This window comes from Pseudoxanthomonas putridarboris (genome assembly GCF_038321125.1).
GTDB classification, from domain to species: domain Bacteria; phylum Pseudomonadota; class Gammaproteobacteria; order Xanthomonadales; family Xanthomonadaceae; genus Pseudoxanthomonas_A; species Pseudoxanthomonas_A putridarboris.
In genome coordinates this window covers 511,873-528,371 of the sequence record NZ_JBBWWT010000003.1, presented here as the reverse complement: position 1 = coordinate 528,371, position 16,499 = coordinate 511,873, and the positions used below count along the sequence as shown (strand labels likewise).

The 16,499-nt window shown below is 68.1% G+C and carries 18 protein-coding genes; 9 read left to right on the top strand and 9 right to left on the bottom strand.

Annotated elements, in window-relative coordinates; genetic code table 11:
- Positions 1-9 precede the first annotated feature (9 nt).
- A complete protein-coding gene (locus AAD027_RS09835) occupies positions 10-567 on the bottom strand; it encodes a YaeQ family protein (RefSeq protein WP_341725837.1) in 558 nt (185 codons plus the stop codon).
- 342 nt (positions 568-909) lie between these two features.
- Between AAD027_RS09835 and AAD027_RS09830 the strand changes: the two genes are divergently transcribed.
- Positions 910-1,119 (top strand): cold-shock protein, encoded by a 210-nt coding sequence (locus AAD027_RS09830; RefSeq protein WP_267792783.1) that lies wholly within the window; start codon positions 910-912, stop codon positions 1,117-1,119.
- A 261-nt stretch (positions 1,120-1,380) separates the two neighbouring features.
- Here AAD027_RS09830 and dbpA read toward each other — a convergent pair whose 3' ends face one another.
- Genes dbpA through AAD027_RS09810 form a run of 4 tightly spaced genes read right to left on the bottom strand, consistent with a single transcriptional unit; the run spans position 1,381 to position 4,814 of the window.
- The gene (gene dbpA / locus AAD027_RS09825; protein WP_341725836.1) at positions 1,381-2,757 is read right to left on the bottom strand and encodes an ATP-dependent RNA helicase DbpA; all 1,377 of its coding nucleotides are present in this window, start codon (positions 2,755-2,757) and stop codon (positions 1,381-1,383) included.
- A 53-nt stretch (positions 2,758-2,810) separates the two neighbouring features.
- Positions 2,811-3,245, bottom strand: a complete 435-nt coding sequence (locus tag AAD027_RS09820) for a barstar family protein (RefSeq protein WP_341725835.1) — start codon at positions 3,243-3,245, stop codon at positions 2,811-2,813.
- On the bottom strand, positions 3,242-3,787 hold the full coding sequence (locus AAD027_RS09815) for a guanyl-specific ribonuclease (RefSeq protein WP_341725834.1): 546 nt from the start codon (positions 3,785-3,787) through the stop codon (positions 3,242-3,244). The genes AAD027_RS09820 and AAD027_RS09815 overlap by 4 nt, the downstream gene beginning before the upstream one ends.
- A 7-nt stretch (positions 3,788-3,794) precedes the next feature.
- Positions 3,795-4,814, bottom strand: coding sequence for a YbaY family lipoprotein (locus AAD027_RS09810; RefSeq protein ID WP_341725833.1), 1,020 nt, complete (start codon positions 4,812-4,814; stop codon positions 3,795-3,797).
- A 295-nt stretch (positions 4,815-5,109) separates the two neighbouring features.
- On the opposite strand from AAD027_RS09810, the gene AAD027_RS09805 reads away from it, so the two are divergent.
- Entirely contained in the window at positions 5,110-5,994 is an 885-nt protein-coding gene (locus tag AAD027_RS09805; protein ID WP_341725832.1) for a ZIP family metal transporter, read from the top strand.
- Between the two features lie 55 nt (positions 5,995-6,049).
- The gene (locus tag AAD027_RS09800) at positions 6,050-6,802 is read left to right on the top strand and encodes a glutathione S-transferase family protein (protein WP_341725831.1); all 753 of its coding nucleotides are present in this window, start codon (positions 6,050-6,052) and stop codon (positions 6,800-6,802) included.
- Positions 6,803-6,934: 132 nt separating this feature from the next.
- Here the strand turns inward: AAD027_RS09800 and AAD027_RS09795 are convergent, their stop codons facing one another.
- Positions 6,935-8,689 carry a M14 family metallopeptidase gene (locus AAD027_RS09795; protein WP_341725830.1) on the bottom strand — a complete coding sequence of 585 codons (1,755 nt, stop codon included), beginning with the start codon at positions 8,687-8,689 and terminating at the stop codon, positions 6,935-6,937.
- Positions 8,690-8,840: 151 nt separating this feature from the next.
- On the opposite strand from AAD027_RS09795, the gene AAD027_RS09790 reads away from it, so the two are divergent.
- From AAD027_RS09790 to AAD027_RS09780, 3 genes are all read left to right on the top strand, one after another.
- Positions 8,841-10,424, top strand: coding sequence for a POT-type proton-dependent oligopeptide transporter (locus tag AAD027_RS09790; protein WP_341725829.1), 1,584 nt, complete (start codon positions 8,841-8,843; stop codon positions 10,422-10,424).
- Between the two features lie 9 nt (positions 10,425-10,433).
- Positions 10,434-11,048: a rhomboid family intramembrane serine protease gene (locus AAD027_RS09785; protein ID WP_341725828.1), complete on the top strand. Its 615-nt coding sequence runs from the start codon at positions 10,434-10,436 to the stop codon at positions 11,046-11,048.
- Positions 11,049-11,128: 80 nt separating this feature from the next.
- Positions 11,129-11,881 carry a histone H1-like repetitive region-containing protein gene (locus tag AAD027_RS09780; RefSeq protein ID WP_341725827.1) on the top strand — a complete coding sequence of 251 codons (753 nt, stop codon included), beginning with the start codon at positions 11,129-11,131 and terminating at the stop codon, positions 11,879-11,881.
- Between the two features lie 169 nt (positions 11,882-12,050).
- Here AAD027_RS09780 and AAD027_RS09775 read toward each other — a convergent pair whose 3' ends face one another.
- Positions 12,051-12,257: a hypothetical protein gene (locus AAD027_RS09775; protein ID WP_341725826.1), complete on the bottom strand. Its 207-nt coding sequence runs from the start codon at positions 12,255-12,257 to the stop codon at positions 12,051-12,053.
- Positions 12,258-12,458: 201 nt separating this feature from the next.
- Here AAD027_RS09775 and AAD027_RS09770 point away from each other — a divergent pair, with 201 nt between their 5' ends.
- The 3 genes from AAD027_RS09770 (at position 12,459) to cfa (ending at position 14,804) form a co-directional block, all read left to right on the top strand.
- Complete coding sequence (locus AAD027_RS09770) at positions 12,459-12,755, top strand: GNAT family N-acetyltransferase (RefSeq protein WP_341725825.1); 297 nt, start codon at positions 12,459-12,461, stop codon at positions 12,753-12,755.
- Between the two features lie 69 nt (positions 12,756-12,824).
- The gene (locus AAD027_RS09765; RefSeq protein WP_341725824.1) at positions 12,825-13,676 is read left to right on the top strand and encodes a DUF3298 and DUF4163 domain-containing protein; all 852 of its coding nucleotides are present in this window, start codon (positions 12,825-12,827) and stop codon (positions 13,674-13,676) included.
- A gap of 9 nt (positions 13,677-13,685) precedes the next feature.
- Positions 13,686-14,804: a cyclopropane fatty acyl phospholipid synthase gene (gene cfa / locus AAD027_RS09760; RefSeq protein WP_341725823.1), complete on the top strand. Its 1,119-nt coding sequence runs from the start codon at positions 13,686-13,688 to the stop codon at positions 14,802-14,804.
- Positions 14,805-14,888: 84 nt separating this feature from the next.
- On the opposite strand, the gene pilH is transcribed toward cfa, so the two are convergent.
- Together pilH and AAD027_RS09750 are read right to left on the bottom strand one after the other, a co-directional pair.
- Entirely contained in the window at positions 14,889-15,272 is a 384-nt protein-coding gene (gene pilH, locus AAD027_RS09755; protein WP_341725822.1) for a twitching motility response regulator PilH, read from the bottom strand.
- 104 nt (positions 15,273-15,376) lie between these two features.
- Complete coding sequence (locus tag AAD027_RS09750) at positions 15,377-16,372, bottom strand: YhdH/YhfP family quinone oxidoreductase (protein ID WP_341725821.1); 996 nt, start codon at positions 16,370-16,372, stop codon at positions 15,377-15,379.
- Between the last annotated feature and the right edge of the window lie 127 nt (positions 16,373-16,499).

Here is a 16,499-nt window from a genome sequence, read left to right as displayed (position 1 = left end):
CGACAAGCCCTAGGCGGCCCGCGCGAGGCCCGTCTGGCGGGTGGCCGGGATCACGCTGACGTTGCGGTCGTCGGTCATCCACTGCATCTCGCCGTCCTGGATCATCACGTGGAATCGCATGCCGCGCTGCATCAGGGCGGTGATGGCCTCGACGGATTCGGGGGCGATGTCCAGCACGGTCAGGTTGCGGTGGCGGGACAGCGCGGCGGCGTTCTTCGCCCACCACAGGTCGGCGGCGCGGCCGCCATAGTTCACCACCACCACCTCGCGCGCGCGGCCACAGGCCTTGCGGACGCGCGATTCGTCGGGCTGGCCCAGGTCGATCCACTGCTCGATCAGGCCGGTGTAGTCCTTGCGCCACAGGTCGGGCTCTTCCTCGTTGCTGAGCCCCTTGCCGAACTCCAGCCGGTCCTCCGCATGCAGCGCGAAGGCCAGCAGCCGCACCATCAGCCGTTCGTCGGTCTCGGAGGGGTGCTGGGCCAGGGTCAGGCCGTGGGCGCCGTAGTAGTGGCGGTCCATGTCGCTGATCTGCAGTTCGGCTTTGACGACGGTCGCCTTGGGCGCCATGGGAGGGAAACCGGGGAAGAGAGGGGCGCCATCATAAGGCGTCGCCGGCCCCGGGCCGGCGGAAAGCCCGCTTCCGGGGCGGGGAAGGGCGGTCAAAGGCCTTGATCCGGCACGGATTTGCTCCGGCCGGCCGGCATTGTGCGAAAAGATTCGCTTTTGTCCGAAAACCCGAGTAGAGTGCCAAGCACTGTGCTTGCCAGGGTCACCGTGAATCGTGAGCCTGATGCGGTAGATACATCTGCTACATCTTCCCGCTTTACCAACGCCTGCAACTCAGTCTCGGTCCGGAATAGTCCGGTGCCGCGATTTTTTCTTCAAACCTAGTTCCAGGAGTTAGTAAAGATGTCTGACCGTCAGACCGGTACCGTCAAGTGGTTCAACGATGCCAAGGGCTTTGGCTTCATCACCCCGCAGAGCGGCCCTGACCTGTTCGTGCATTTCCGCGCGATCCAGGGCAACGGCTTCAAGACCCTGAAGGAAGGCCAGAGCGTTACGTTCGTGGCCGTCCAGGGCCAGAAGGGTATGCAGGCCGACCAGGTGCAGCCGCTGTAATCCAGCGCTGAACCCAGAGTTGCCAGAACGCCGGTGCGCAAGCGCCGGCGTTTTTTGTTGCCTGTACCCAACCCGTTGTAGGAGCGACGTCAGTCGCGACCGCGAACCTGAAAGGCCTTTCGACACGGATCAACGCGGATGAACGCGGATAGGGCCTTCCTGCCTTGATTCGCCTTATCCGCGTTCATCCGTGTCAATCCGTGGCCTGAGGGCTTTTTAGTCGTGCGGTCGCGACTGACGTCGCTCCTACAGGGGTTTGCGTCAGAGCTTGCGTACGCGGAAGCTGCGGCCCTTGATCCTGCCGGCGTTGAGCCGGGTCAGCGCCGCGCCGGCCTTGTCGCGCTGCACGGCGACGTAGGTACGGGTGGCGAAGACATTGATCTTGCCGATGGCGGCGGCGGGCAGGCCGGCGTCGCCGGTCAGCGCGCCCAGCACGTCGCCGGGTCGCAGCTTGTCGGTCTTGCCGGCGTCGATGCGCAGGGTGGTCATGGCCGCGGGCGGGGCGGCATGCGCCCTGGGCGGCGAGGGGACCTGACGGTCCCACGACAGCGGCGCGCCCAGGCGTTCCTCGATGACCGTGGCGCGCGGCAGTTCGCGCGGCGTGCACAGGCTGATCGCCAGGCCTTCGCGTCCGGCACGGCCGGTGCGGCCGATGCGGTGCACGTAGGTGTCGGCGTCGCTGGGCATGTCGTAGTTGACCACCAGCGCCAGGTCGTCGATGTCCAGCCCGCGCGCGGCCACGTCGCTGGCCACCAGCACGTTGCAGCTGCGGTTGGCGAAGCGCACCAGCACCTCGTCGCGGTCGCGCTGCTCCATGTCGCCGTGCAGCGCCAGCGCGGAGAAGCCGAAGTGCTGCAGCGAGCCGGCCACTTCGTCCACGTCCTTGCGCATGTTGCAGAACACCACGCACGAATCCACGCCGCGCTGCGCCAGCAGGCCCGCCAGCGCGGTCTGCTTGCGTTCCGGCTCCACCCGCACGAACCGCTGTTCGATGACGGCCTGTTCCTGCGGCGCGTCCACGGTGACTTCCAGCGGATCGCGCAGCGTGTTGCGGGCGATCGTGCGGATGGCATCGGTGAAGGTGGCGGAGAACAGCAGGCTCTGCCGCTCCTTCGGCGTCTTGCCGGTGATCTCGCGGATCGGTTCCTCGAAACCCATGTCGAGCATGCGGTCGGCTTCGTCCAGCACCAGCGTGCGCACGCCGGCCAGGTGCAGCGCCTTCTTGCGCAGCAGTTCCTGGATGCGGCCGGGCGTGCCGACCACCACGTGCGGGTCGTGCGCTTCCAGCGAACGCAGTTGCGGTTCCAGCGGCATGCCGCCGCACAGCGTCAGCACCTTCAGGTTGGGAATGCCGATGGCCAGCCTGCGCAGTTGCTGGGCGACCTGGTCGGCCAGTTCGCGCGTCGGGCACAGCACCAGCGCCTGCGTGCGCCCGGCGGACACGTCCAGCCGGTGCAGCAGGCCCAGGCCGAAGGCGGCGGTCTTGCCGCTGCCGGTCGGCGCCTGCGCGATGACGTCGCGGCCGGCGAGGATGGCGGGCAGGCTCTGCGCCTGGATCGGAGTGGGGCGGGTGTAGCCGAGCGCGTCGACGCCCTGCTGAAGGCCGGGCGCCAGCGGGAGTTGGGTGAAATCAAGCATGCGGCATTCTCGCAGATCGCCGCGGGACACGTGGGCGTTCCACGGGCACGCGCTCACTGCAAGTCGGGGAAATCGTCCTCGGGCAGGGCGATGAAGGCCCAGAACGGCACGTCGTTGCGGGTCCAGGATTGCGAGGCTTCGTCCAGGATGTCCAGCAGGGTGTCGAAGTCGGCCTCATTGCGTTCGCGCAGGTCGTGGGCCTGTTCGAACAGCAGGACATAGCCATTGGCCGGCAGCCAGGACAGATCGCGCAGGCTGTCGGACAGGGCATCCCAGTTGCGGCCCGACGTGTCGGGGAAATCCAGCACGGTGGCGATGCGCAGCAGCAGCGCGGACTTGCCGTCGCAGCCGGACAGGTCGATGCGGCGCGCCAGCAGTCCGGCATCGCGGCCGGCGGCGGCCAGGGCACCCAGGTCCTCGTCGGTCACGAAAAAGACGCCCGCGTGGCGGGCGTCGTCCAGGCCGGGGTCGAAACCGGATTCGCTCATGGGGTGGCTCCTGTGGGGCCGGTTTCGAAGCGGCGGAAACTCTCGTAGTGGTCGTCGGTGTAGTAGTACTCGCGGGGCGGCTGGCCGCCGGTGACGATGCGCCGCGCGCCGCGATGATCCAGCCCCGGTGTTTCCACCGTGTACTCGCGGTAATAGCCGTTGGGCTGGCGCGGCAGGCGGCCTTCGCGATTGCCGAACACCGAGCCGTCCTGCCGGTGCGGGAACGGCCCGCCCTGCCGGATCAGCCGCAGCGTGTGGCGCGCCTCCGCGGGCAGGAAGGCGGGCAGGCTGTCGCGGGCGGCTTCGTTCGTGGGCGCGGACTCGGTCGGCCGCGTGTCTTCGACCGGCGGCAAGGGCAGCAGCACGCCGCTGAGCCGCTGCGGATCGCCGGCCTCCCGTTCGGCCACGGCCGGGACGGCCTCGGGGGCGGCGTCGCGCTGCGACCACCACCAGGCGCCGGCCCCGGCCAGCAGGAGTACGACCAGGGCGATCAGGGGCAGGCGAAGACCGGACTGCCGGCGGGAACGGGAACGTCGGCTCATGGGGTGCTCATTCGCTCAGGAAACGGCCGCAGCCCTGGTAGGTCTTGTCGTCCACGGTCAGGATGGCGGAAGCAGGGTAGGTGGCGTCGCTCATGCCATCGTTGCAGGCTTCGCGCCGGGTCAGCAGCTTGACCGCCACGCTGTCGGCGGTGGTGCCGCTGAAACCCCCGGCCGTGGCCTGCACGCGTTCGACGCGCAGCTTGCGTTCGCCATAGTCCAGTTCGGCATCCAGTGCGGGGGCTTCGCCCTTGCCGACCTCGACCAGCCAGCCGGGCTCGTTGCCGACCGCGCGGAAGGCGATGCCGCGGGCCTTGGCCTGCTCCCAGGGCGAGCCTTCCTCGACATGGCTGCAATCGAGCTGCGGTTTGCCGGCCAGGGTCAGCGTGGCTTCGCGGCCCTTGTTCCAGAATTCGTTGCCCTGCGCATCGGCATAGCGGGCGCCGGATGCCGAAACCGCCTGCGGCAGCGTCAGTGCCTCGCCGTCGATGTCGAGCACGACGTTGTCGGCCGCATTGTCGAAGCGCGCGCCGATGCGTCGGTCGCCGCATTGCCAGTGGGTCAGCGCGATGGCGTCGACGGCCGGTTCGGCACCGGCGCGCACCATGCGGAATTCCACCGGTTGCGCCGCGCCCGGCGTGACCGGCACCCGCGTATCGGTAACGAACCACAATCTGCCCGCCGCATCGCGCAGGCCGGCGTGCAGGCCGTACTCGCCGTTCTCGCGCAGTTTGGCGGGGTCGTAGGGCAGGGTGAATTCGAAGGGAGGGCCCTTGGCGTCCTTGAACTCGGCGCTGGCGACGACCGCGGCGGGCGTATCCGCCAAGTGGTTGTCGATCAATTGCACACTGAGCGTGGCGCCGGGAGGCGGGGCGATGCGTTCCAGGTACGTCGCGCGGCCGTTGATGCTGGCCGTGGCCGGCGCGGGGGCCGGATCCGTGCCGGATGGCGCGTCGCCGGGAGCCGGGGGCGTGGGTTGGCAGGCGGCCAGCGCCAGCAGGCAGGCGGCGGCGAGCAAGGGGCGTGTCATGGGCTCCGTCTCCTTTCCGGGATAGCGGGGCAGCATAGCCGTGGCCGTCGTAATGGACCGTCAACACGATGGTACTGGCAGGGGACACGGGCGAACCGGCACACCCCGGCCAGCGCGCTGGCGATGCCGCGACCGCGCCGCCGATGGATCGCCGCCATGAATCGACGCGATTCATCTTCGCGATGAGTGCGGCGCGACATGCGGGCGTACCATCGGGTCGTGGCCTGTTCCATCGGTGCCATGACCTTGCACCCTCCACCGCAAGCACCTCCTGTCCCCCGGGTAGCCGATCGGCATGAATCGCATCCTGCAGCCATTCGCCCATACCCAGACCATCGCGGCCTGGCCGTACACGGCCGTGGTCGCGGCGATCATCGCGGCCAGCCTGTGGGTGCTGGCGCAGGCGCCGGTCGAAGGGTGGCAGGCGGGGATGGGCAGGGGCCTGCGCGGCGGTGCGCTGTGCGCGCTGGCGACGGCGCTGGGCGCATTGCCGGTGCTGGTGGTGCGGACCATTCCGCAGCGGCTGGCCGATGGCCTGCTGGGTTTCGGCGCCGGCGTGATGCTGGCGGCGACGGCATTCTCGCTGGTGCTGCCCGGGCTGGGCGCGGCGGAACGCGCTGGCTATTCCGCGTGGGGCGCGGCCGGGCTGGTCAGCGCCGGCGTGATGCTGGGCGCATTGGCGCTGCTGGCGCTGGACCGTTCGCTGGTGGACGACCCGCTGGACGAGCAGCGCCAACTGGTGCCGTCGCGGGTGGTGCTGTTCGTGCTGGCCATCCTGCTGCACAACGTGCCCGAGGGCATGGCCGTGGGCGTGGCGGCGGGCGGCGGCCTGCGCGGCGCGGAAGGCCTGGCGATGGGCATCGCGCTGCAGGACGTTCCGGAGGGGCTGGTGGTCGCGCTGATCCTGGCCGGCGCCGGCATGGCACGGGCGAAAGCCGTATGCATCGGCGCACTGTCCGGCGTGGTGGAACCGCTGGCGGCGGTGTTCAGCGCCTGGGCGGTGGGTATCTCGTCGCTGCTGCTGCCGTGGGGGCTGGCCTTCGCGGCCGGCGCGATGTTGATCGCGGTGGGGCACAGCGTGATTCCCGAAGCGAACCGCCATGGCCACGGGGCCATCGCGTCATTGGGCCTGGCCATCGGCTTCTGCCTGATGATGGCGCTGGATACCGCGCTGGGTTGACCCGGGACGCCATCGTCCGCACCCTGCCGCTTCCTGGTGAATGGACAAGCGTGGCATGAGCGAACCCCTGACCATCATCGGCAACTACATCTCGCCCTATGTGCGCAAGGTGCTGGTGTGCCTGGAACTGAAGGGCATCGACTACCGCATCGACCCCATCGCGCCCTTCGTGGGCGATGAGGAATTCAGCCGGCTCAGCCCGTTGCGGCGCATCCCGGTACTGCGCGATGGCGACCTGGTGCTGAACGACTCCACGGTGATCTGCGAATACCTGCAGGATCGTTTCCCGCGGCCTTCGCTGTATCCGGTCGACCCGTTGCAGAGGGCGAAGGCGCGTTGGCTGGAGGAGTACGCCGATTCCTACCTGGGCGACGTCATCATCTGGCGGATGTTCTTCCAGCAGGGCGTGCGCCGGTTCCTGTTCAAAGAAGGCACCGACGACGAGGTGGTGCGCAGGGCGCGCGAGGAGGAACTGCCGGTGGCGCTGGATTACCTGGAGGCGCAGCTCCCGGCCGATGGCTGGTTGTTCGGCGACCTGTCGATCGCGGACATCAGCATCGCCAGCTTCTTCCGCAACGCGGCGTTCGTGCGTTACCAGGTCGATGCGGACCGCTGGCCCCGCACCGCCGCGTTCGTCGAGCGTGCACTGGCCTTGCCCGCCTTCCGGAAGCTGGCCGAATACGAAAACCGCACCCTCCGCACGCCGTTGCCGCAGCAGCGCGCCCTGCTGGCCGAAATGGGGGCGCCACTCACCGAGACCACCTGCGGCAATGCGCCGCCGCGCTACGGGCTGATGCGCTTGGGCTAGCGTTGTAGGAGCGGCTTCAGCCGCGACCGTGAGTCTGGCAGAACCGGGAAAGAACTTCGGACGGGCTCTGGTGAGTGGCCGCTTGTCCCGTGCGCGCCATTCCCGTCGCGGCTGAAGCCGCTCCTACAGGGGTCAAGGGATGCGATCCACCCGCAGCACTGGATACAACTGGTAACGCTCGTCCCACGACGGATGGCGGCGGTGGAAGAACTCCAGCCGCGCGCTGGCGCTTTCCGCGAAGGCCTTGTCGTCCCTGATGCGCTGCTCGAACTCGGCCTTGACCGCCGGGTCGCGCAACATCTCGCGGGCGACGGCTTCGGCCACGTAGTCTTCCATGTATTCCTTGCGCTCGAAGGCGTTGTTGAAGCGGCCCCAGGCCAGCAGCGAATCCGGCGCCAGCGGTTCCAGCAGGGCCATCGCCAGGCGCGACTTGGATTGCGCGATGGGAACGAACAGCGAGCCGCCCGGGACGCTGCGCGCCTCGGTCTTCCATCGGCCTTCCACGGTCAGGCGCTGGCGGCTCTCGACGGAGGTGTCACCGAAGCTGCTCGCATCCGCGCGGAACGCTTCCGCATCGCCTTGCCACGGCTTGCCCAGCAGGCGGTACTCGACGCCATGCGCCTTCAGCACGTCGGCGACCCATGCCGCATGCGCGGCCGGCACCAGGTAGCCGGCGCCGGGTGCATCGACGATCACGTCGGGGTGGATGTCGTCCTTCAGCGGCACCTTCCAGATCTGCGGCGCGGTTTCGTCGTAGCGCGTCATCAGCGCGCCGGACACGTCCGAAAGCGTGCGCGTGTAGGCGTAGCCGCGGAAGTCCACCGTGCGCGCGGTGGGCGCGGCCGCATACGTCAGCGGTTCCGGCTTGCCGGCCAATTGCGCGGCGGCGGCATCCGCCTGTTTCGCGCTCGCCAGCCAATCCTTGCCATGTTCGGCCACCTGTTCCAGCACGGAAACCACGGTATTGCGGGTGATCCTCACGCGCACCGGGTATTCCTTCCACGAATGCGTTTCCACCAGCATCCCGATGCGGTTGCGCAGCAGGAAGTAGCCGTGCGAGAAGCGCGGCGGCGGCACGCCATCCTCGAAACCCGAGGCGGGGTCGTCGTACACCACGAAGGAGGGGTAATACGGCAGGGGCAGCGAACCCTGCTCCGCCAGGTCCTCGATCACCGCCGTGCGCAGCGCCAGCCCCGCCTTGCGCAGTCCGGCATCGCCCGCGTGGACCGGTTCCACCTGGATCGAGATGTCGTGCTCGAACTGGGCGCCATTGGTGGCATGCAGGTCCACCGCGACCAGCGGGTCCCAGCGGTCGACCAGTTGCAGCATCGCGCGCATCTCGGGCGCGTCGGCCTTCACGTAGTCGCGGTTGAGGTTGAAGTTCTGCGCGGTGGTGCGCCAGCCCATTTCCTTCGGCCCGCGCTGGTTGGGGCGGTTCCAGGCGGCGAACCGCTCGTGGCCGTCCACGTTGAACACCGGCACGAACACCCACACCACCTTGTCCAGCGCGCCGGCGGCGGCCTTGCCTTCCAGCGCTTCGCGCAGGGCCAGGAAGCCCGCGTCCTTGCCGTCGATCTCGCCGGCGTGGATGCCGCCCTGCATCAGCACCACCGGCAGGCCGCGGCGCTGCGCCAGCTCCGGGGTGAGCGCGCCGCTGGTGGAGACCACCAGCGCCTTCATCGGGCGGCCTTCCGGCGTGGTGCCGAAGGTGGTGCAGCGCACCGCCTTCGGGTACTGGCGCGCGAACGCGTCGCAGAGGGCGGGCACTTCGTCGTAGCGGCCGGTCTCGATGAAGCCGGAACGCTCGGAGACGGTGGTCAACGCCTCCCCGGCATGGGCCAGCGGGGCGAGGGCAAGCAGCAGGGTGGCGTACAGCGGTCGCAGCATCGATGTGTCCTGGGCGGAGGCAGGTGCGCATGATGCCCGGCCATCGCGGTCAGGCCCAGCCCTTGATTGCGCGAATGCCTTGCCGGAACGGCGGTTCGACCCTGCCGGGGCGGATACGGTAACCTTCGACAACTTTGTACCGGACGTTCGGATGAGCACGACAGCAGAAGCCGGCCAGGGCCGCATGCCCCGCCAGATTCCCTACATCATCGGCAACGAGGCGTGCGAGCGGTTCAGCTTCTACGGGATGCGCAACATCCTGGTGCCGTTCCTGATCAGCTCCGTCCTGCTGGCTTATCTGCCGGAGGCGGACCGCGATGGCGCCGCGAAGGACATCTTCCACACCTTCGTCATCGGCGTGTACTTTTTCCCACTGCTGGGTGGCTGGCTGTCGGACCGATTCTTCGGCAAGTACAACACCGTGCTCTGGCTGTCGCTGGTGTACTGCGCCGGTCATGCCTGTCTCGCGTTCTTCGAGGAGAACCGGACGGGCTTCTACACGGGCCTGTTCCTGATCGCCCTGGGGTCCGGCGGCATCAAGCCCCTGGTGTCGGCCTTTGTCGGCGACCAGTTCGACCAGAGCAACAAGCACAAGGCCAAGGTGGTCTACGACGCGTTCTACTGGACGATCAATTTCGGTTCGTTCTTCGCTTCGCTGCTGATGCCGATCTTCCTGAAGCATTATGGGCCGAGCGTCGCATTCGGAATCCCCGGCCTGCTGATGTTCATCGCCACGGTGATCTTCTGGGCCGGCCGCCACAAGTACGTGCACGTGCCGCCGTCGCCGCCCGACCCGGACTCGTTCCTCAACGTGGTGCGCAGCGCGCTGCTGGGGCCTTCGCAGGGCCGGGGCGCCGGGACCGCGCTGGCCGGCGCCGGCGTGGTGCTGGCGGTCGCGTCGCTCGCCCTGATCCCGTCGGCGGGCTTCGTCAAGGCGGTGCTGATCGGTCTGGGACTGCTGATCGCGCTGGTCGGCATCGGCGCTTCGATGCAACTCGAGCGCGCCCGCGGCGCGCATCCGGAGTCGGCGATCGAGGGCGTGCGCGCGGTGCTGCGGATCCTGATCGTGTTCGCGCTGGTGACCCCGTTCTGGTCGCTGTTCGACCAGAAGGCCTCGACCTGGGTGTTGCAGGGCCAGACCATGCACATCCCGCACGAAGCATGGTGGTGGCCGAGCTGGCTGGTGGTGACCGCGGGGCAGATGCAGGCGCTGAACCCGATCATGGTCATGCTGCTGATCCCGTTCAACAACCTGGTGCTGTATCCGCTGTTGCGCCGGATGGGCTTCGAAGCGACGGCGCTGCGACGGATGGGCTTCGGTATCGCGTTCTCGGGCCTGGCCTGGATCGTGGCGGGCGTTATCCAGTTGTGGATCGATGGGGGCGACCCGGTGTCGCTGGCCTGGCAGATTCTGCCGTACCTGCTGTTGACGTTCGCCGAAGTGCTGGTTTCCGCGACCGGGCTGGAATTCGCCTACAGCCAGGCGCCGCGCTCGATGAAGGGCGCGATCATGAGTTTCTGGTTGTTGTCGGTGTCCTACGGCAACCTGTGGGTGCTGATGACCAACGCGGCGGTCCGCAACGAGGCAGTGATCGGGCAGATCGCCAGTACGGGACTGAGCGAGAACGCCTTCCTGATGTTCTTCTTCGCTGCGTTCGCATTCGTGGCCGCGTTGCTGTTCGGACTTTACGCGCGCCGTTACCCGATGCAGGACCACTACCGCGCAGCAGCCTGAGGTCGCCCGATGTCGTCACCGATCACCCTGCTCCTGATCGCCGTCACCTGCGTGGTGACGTTCCTGGCGTTCCGCACGCCGTCCCTGGCCGGCCGCCTGATCCTGTGGCCGCCGGCGATCGACCGCCATCGCCAGTACGACCGGCTGGTGACCTACGGCTTCATCCATGCCGACTTCTGGCACCTGCTGTTCAACATGGTCACGCTGTTCTTCTTCGGCCGGCAGATCGAGGGCTGGATGGCGCAGCAGGCGGGGCCGTGGGTGTTCCCGCTGTTCTACTTCTCGGCGCTGGTGGTGTCGATCCTGCCGACCTACCTGAAGCACCAGAAGGACCCCAACTACCGCAGCCTGGGCGCATCCGGCGCGGTGTCGGCGGTGCTGTTCGCCTTCATCATGCTGGCGCCATGGGCGTGGATCGGGGTGTTCTTCATCCCGATGCCGGCGATCGTGTTCGCGGTGCTCTACATCGCCTACAGCATCTGGATGGACCATCGCGGCGGCGACAACGTCAACCATGGCGCGCACCTCGCCGGCGCGGCCTACGGCGTGTTGTTCATGGTGGCCATGGATACCCGCGTGGTGGCCCATTTCCTGGGGCAGTTGTCGAACCCGCCCTTCGGTTAAGCGCGCATAGCGGCCACGCTCACCTGGACTGAAGGTGGGCCGTGCTATCCCGAAACCACGTCCAAACCGTGGAGCGAGGCATGGCACAGGCCAAGGTCAAGGCGCGCAAGGCCGCCGGCAAGACCGCGACGAAGAAAGCCGCAAGCAAGAAAACCGTTGCCCGCAAGACCGCCACCCAGCGGGTGGCGAAGAAGGCACCTGCCCGCAAGGCGGCGAAGAAAGCGACGACCCGGGGCAATGCCGCACGCAAGGCGGCCAAGAAGACCGTGGGCCGGAAAGCCGCCGCCAGCAAAACCGTCGCCAGCAAGCCTGCGGCCAGCAAGCGCGTGGCGAAAAAGGCCGTAGCCAAGAAGAAGGCCGTAGCCAAGAAGATCGTGGCGAAGAAGGCCACGGTGAAGAAGGCGACAGCGAAGAGGCGGGTGGCGCCCCGTTCCACGCCGCGCAAGGCCGCCTTGGGCAAGGCAGTGGCCAGGAAACCCGCTTCCGACAGCAAGACCGCACGCAAGACGACGCCTTCGACCGTGGCGGCCGGCAAGCGTCGTAAGACGGCTCCGCGCAAGACCGCCGCCAAGCGCCTCACACCGGAACAGGCGTTGGCACGGACGCGCGCCTTGCTGGAGCAGAAACAGGAACAGGACCGCCAGCCCGCGCCATGGCAGCAGTTGGACCATGACGGCCACGACGCATCGCAGGCGGCGGGCTTCGTACCCGTCGAGGCGACAGGACATGCGATGGAACTGCATGCGGCCGAAAGCCGCCTGAAGGCCATCCAGGGCAGCTCAGGCACGCAGGACCGGCGCAACCAGGGCAAGCGCGACCATCGCGGCGAATAGGATTCCGGCGCGTGTGCGGTTCGAGGGTGAGGTGAAGCCGATGCCTGCCGGCGGATCGCGCGACGGGCGAGGGACGGGACTCCGGCGCGGCAGTCGCGCCCGAAGGCGGACCCCTGCGCCGCGCCGGAGTACCCGGTAGCGAAGAAGAAGAGCGGTTGCGGAGGACGCTTCAGTCCGTCATCAGGCTGTGCACGGCGTGCACGGTGCCGGTGTCGTTGCTGGAATAGGTGGAAAGCAGGCGCTCGTAGACGGCGTTGTTGAGGCGCTCGAATTCCCAGTCCTGGGTGTGGCCGGTGACGGTCAGCTGGTAGAGGCCTTCCAGCAAGGTGAAATCGCTGGCGCTGGAGACATCGGGCAGTGCGTCGATCAGGCTCATGTCGGAACTCCGAAGGCTGCGGGTCTATGGGCCAACTGACGCAGAATCCGTGCCAACTCCTGTTTCGTGATGGAAATCATGTTTTCTGGGCGTGACGAACCCTTCACAACCGTGAATGTGACGCGCTGCGTCCAGTTCTGCCGCAAGCTTTGGATGGGCAGTGGGTCACAATGAGCATGAGCCACTTGCCACGGAGCCGTCATGACCCTCGACCCGCCCGCCCTGGATATCCATCACGACCCCGCCGCCCTGCGCTTCGCCACCACGCTGGATGGCCGGGAAGCCGAACTGCTGTACTCCCTGCGGGGCACGCGGATGGTGATCGAGCATACCGGGGTGCCGGAAGCCATCGGCGGCCGCGGCGTGGCCGCCGCGCTGGTGCGCGCGGCGCTGGAGTTCGCCCGGACCCAAGGCTGGCAGGTGATACCGGCATGTTCCTACTCGGCCGCCTACGTGCAGCGCCATCCGGAGTACGCCGACCTGCTGGCGACCCGCTGAAGCGGGTGCTGGAGCGCCGCCGCGGCGCAGCCTAGAATTCGAATCCTCACACCCGGAAGGAGTCCGAACGTGAACCCGGCCCTCGCACCTCCCTCATTGCTCCGTCGTGGCCTGCTGTGCGCCGCGCTGCTGCTGGCGCTGGCCGGCTGCAAGCGCGATCCGGCACCGGCCGATGCCGGATCGCCGGCCGAGCCGCCCGTTGCGGCGACATCCCCCACGGCGCCGGAAGCGGAAACCACGGAGCTGAAGGACGTCATCGAAACCACCGACCGCTACATCGTCGGCATCAGCTATCCGCCTTCCGCCAACCAGTACACGGGCCTGGCCAAGGTGCTGGGCGACTACGCGGCCGCCGCGCGCGCCGAACTGATGGAGGCCGTGGAAGCGTTCGGCAACGACAGGCCGACGGCGCCGTACGAGCTGTCGCTGGCCTTCGAACAGGTGGTCAACACGCCGCAGATCGTCGCCATCGCCGCCGATGGCAGCCGCTACACCGGCGGCGCGCACGGCCAGCCGCTCATCGCGCGCTTCGTCTGGCTGCCGCAGCAGGACAAGCGGCTCACGGCCGCGGAACTGGTGCCGGAGGCCGAGGGCTGGAAGGCCATCAGCGACTACGTGCGCGAGCAGTTGCATACCGCGGTCGCGACGCGCGCCGACGAGGACGAGCTGACCCCGGCCGAGCGGGCCGAACTGGTGAGGAACAGCGCCCGGATGATCGACGGAGGCACCGAACCGACCGCCGGGAACTTCAGCGAGTTCGTCCCCGTGCTCGATGCCGCCGGCCGCATCAGCGCATTGCGCTTCGTGTTCCCGCCCTACCAGGTGGGGCCGTACGCCGACGGTACGCAGACGGTCGTGGTACCGGCCAGCGTGCTGCTTCCCCACATCGCACCGGAGTACGCGGGACTGTTCGCCCGCTGACGCGCCGCCATGCCGCACAGCCGCTTCCAGCGCAGGATCGAAGGCCTGTTGGCCGAAGCGGATGTGCGCGTGGGAGGCGACCGCCCCTGGGACCTGCAGGTCCATGACCCGCGTTTCTCCGCCCGCGCGCTGGGGCAGGGCTCGCTGGGCCTGGGCGAGAGCTACATGGATGGGTGGTGGGACGCGGCGTCGCTGGACGGCTTCCTTTTCCGTGTCCTCGAAGCCCGCCTGGACGAGCGCGTGCATGGCGTGGGCGAGGTGTTCGATGCCCTGCGCGCGCGGCTGGTCAACCTGCAAACGCAACGGCGCAGCGGCGAGGTAGGGCGACGGCATTACGACCTGGGCAACGATCTCTATGGCGCCATGCTGGGGAAGCGGCTGGTCTACAGCTGCGGTTACTGGCGCACCGCGCACGACCTGGACGCCGCGCAGGAGGCCAAGCTGGACTTGGTCTGCCGCAAGCTGCAATTGAAGCCCGGCATGCGCGTGCTGGACATCGGCTGCGGCTGGGGCGAGGCGCTGAAGTTCGCGGTGGAACGCTATGGCGTCAGCGGCGTGGGCGTGACCATCTCGCAACAGCAGGCGGACTTCGCCCGCGAACTGTGCGCCGGCCTGCCGGTCGACATCCGCCTGCAGGACTATCGCGACCTGGACGAACCTTTCGATGCGGCCTTCTCGCTGGGCATGTTCGAGCACGTCGGCGTGAAGAACTACACCACCTATTTCGACGTGGCCCGCCGCTGCCTGCCGCCGCAAGGGCTGTTCCTGCTGCACACCATCGGCGGCAACCGGTCCGTGCACCGCACCGATCCGTGGATCGCCCGCTACATCTTCCCCAACTCGATGCTGCCGTCGGCCGCGCAGATCGCGCACGCCATCGAGGGGCGCTTCGTGCTGGAGGACTGGCACAACTTCGGTGCCGACTACGACCTCACGCTACAGGCCTGGCGCGCCAACGTGGAGGCGGCCTGGCCATCGCTGGACCCGCGTTACGACGAACGCTTCCGCCGCATGTGGCGGTTCTACCTGGCGGGCTCCATGGCTACCTTCCGCAGCCGGCGCTCGCAGCTTTGGCAACTGGTGCTGTCGCCGCGCGGGGTGCCGGGCGGCTACGTCGCGCCGCGTTGAGCGGCGACGCCACTCATTCCCTTCGCCCAACGGAAAAGAGCAGGCGGTGCCTGCTCTTTCGTCGCCAACGGTGCGCAGAACGCGTCAGGCCGAAGGCAGCTCGCGGGCGTTGAAGATGCGCTCGATGACCTCGGCCAGTTCGTCTTCCGAGAACGGCTTGGTCAGGTAGGCCTTGGCGCCCTGGCGCAGGCCCCACATGCGGTCGGTGTCCTGGTCCTTGGTGGTGACCAGGATGACCGGGATGTGCTTGGTGGTCGCCTCGCGGCTCAGCGTGCGGGTAGCCTGGAACCCGTTCAGGTTGGGCATCACCACGTCCATCAGCACCATGTCCGGCAGCTCGCGCTTGGCGACTTCCACGCCCGCGGCGCCGTCTTCGGCGGTAATGGACTCGTGCCCCAGCTTCTCGACGATGCGCTGGATGCCGAGCAGCTGCGACGGTGAGTCGTCGACGATCAGAATCTTTGCCATGGAGTTCCCCAAGTTGTCCCCGTCGTCGATTGTAGTGGGAGTTTGCGTCAACAGAAATGGGGTGGGGCGGCCAGTCCGCTCGCCTGTCGCACGCCCACTGCCGTTCATCCCATTCGTACGACCGTGCGCCCGAACGAGCGCCCCGCCAGCATGGTCCCGAACACGTCCGGCAGCCCGTCCAGCGTGATCTCGCGGGTGCAGATGGTGTCCAGGTGGGCCGGTTTCCAATCGCTGGCCAGATGCTGCCAGACGGCCTCGCGGATGTCCCGCGCGGTGCCGGCCGACGCCACGCCCAGCAGGGAAACGCCGCGGATGATGAAGGGCATCACGGTGGTGGGCAGGTCCGGGCTGGCGGCCAGTCCGGCGGTGGCCACGTTGCCGTAGGGCGTGGTCTGCGCCAGCAGGCTGGCCAGCATCGCCCCGCCCACGTTGTCCAGGCCGCCGCCGAAGCGCGCGGTTTCCATGGGGCGGGCGGTCGCCAATGCGTCGCGGCCCAGCACGCGGGTGGCGCCGATGGAGGTCAGGTAGTCCGTGTTCTCCGGCTTGCCGCTGATCGCGTGCACCTCGAAGCCGGCGCGGCTGAAGATGTCCACGGCCAGCGAGCCCACGCCACCGGTCGCGCCGGTGACCGCGAGCGGTCCCAGGTCCGGCGTCTGCCGGTTGTCCCGCATGCGGTACAGCGCCAGCGCGGCGGTGAAGCCGGCGGTGCCCAGGATCATGCTTTCGCGCAGCGTCAGGCCGGCGGGCAGGGGGATGACCCATTCGGCCTGCAGGCGTGCGTACTCGGCATAGCCGCCGTCGCGCGTCTCGCTGAGCCCGCAGCCGGTGACCAGCACCGCATCGCCTTCCCTGAACGCCGGATCGGTGGACGCGACCACGTGCCCGGCCACGTCGATGCCGCCGACCAGCGGGAAGCGGCGCAGGATCTTGCCTTCGCCGGTGCCGGCCAGCGCGTCCTTGTAGTTGACCGAGGAGTAGGCGGTCTTGACGACCACTTCGCCTGCATTGAGGTCGTCGATGGAGAGCGGTTCGATGCCGCTGCGGTAGCCGCTGGCGTCGTTGTGGATGCGGAAGGCGTTGAAGGTGGCAGGCGTCGTCATTTCATGGATCCGTCATCCCGGCGAAGGCAGGGACAGTGTGTCCGGGATTCTTGCCGCTCGTGATGGCAAAAGCAAAGACAGGGGGCCCGGCTTGACCAGCCATTCGGCTGTTGAAAGTCGTCGGGAC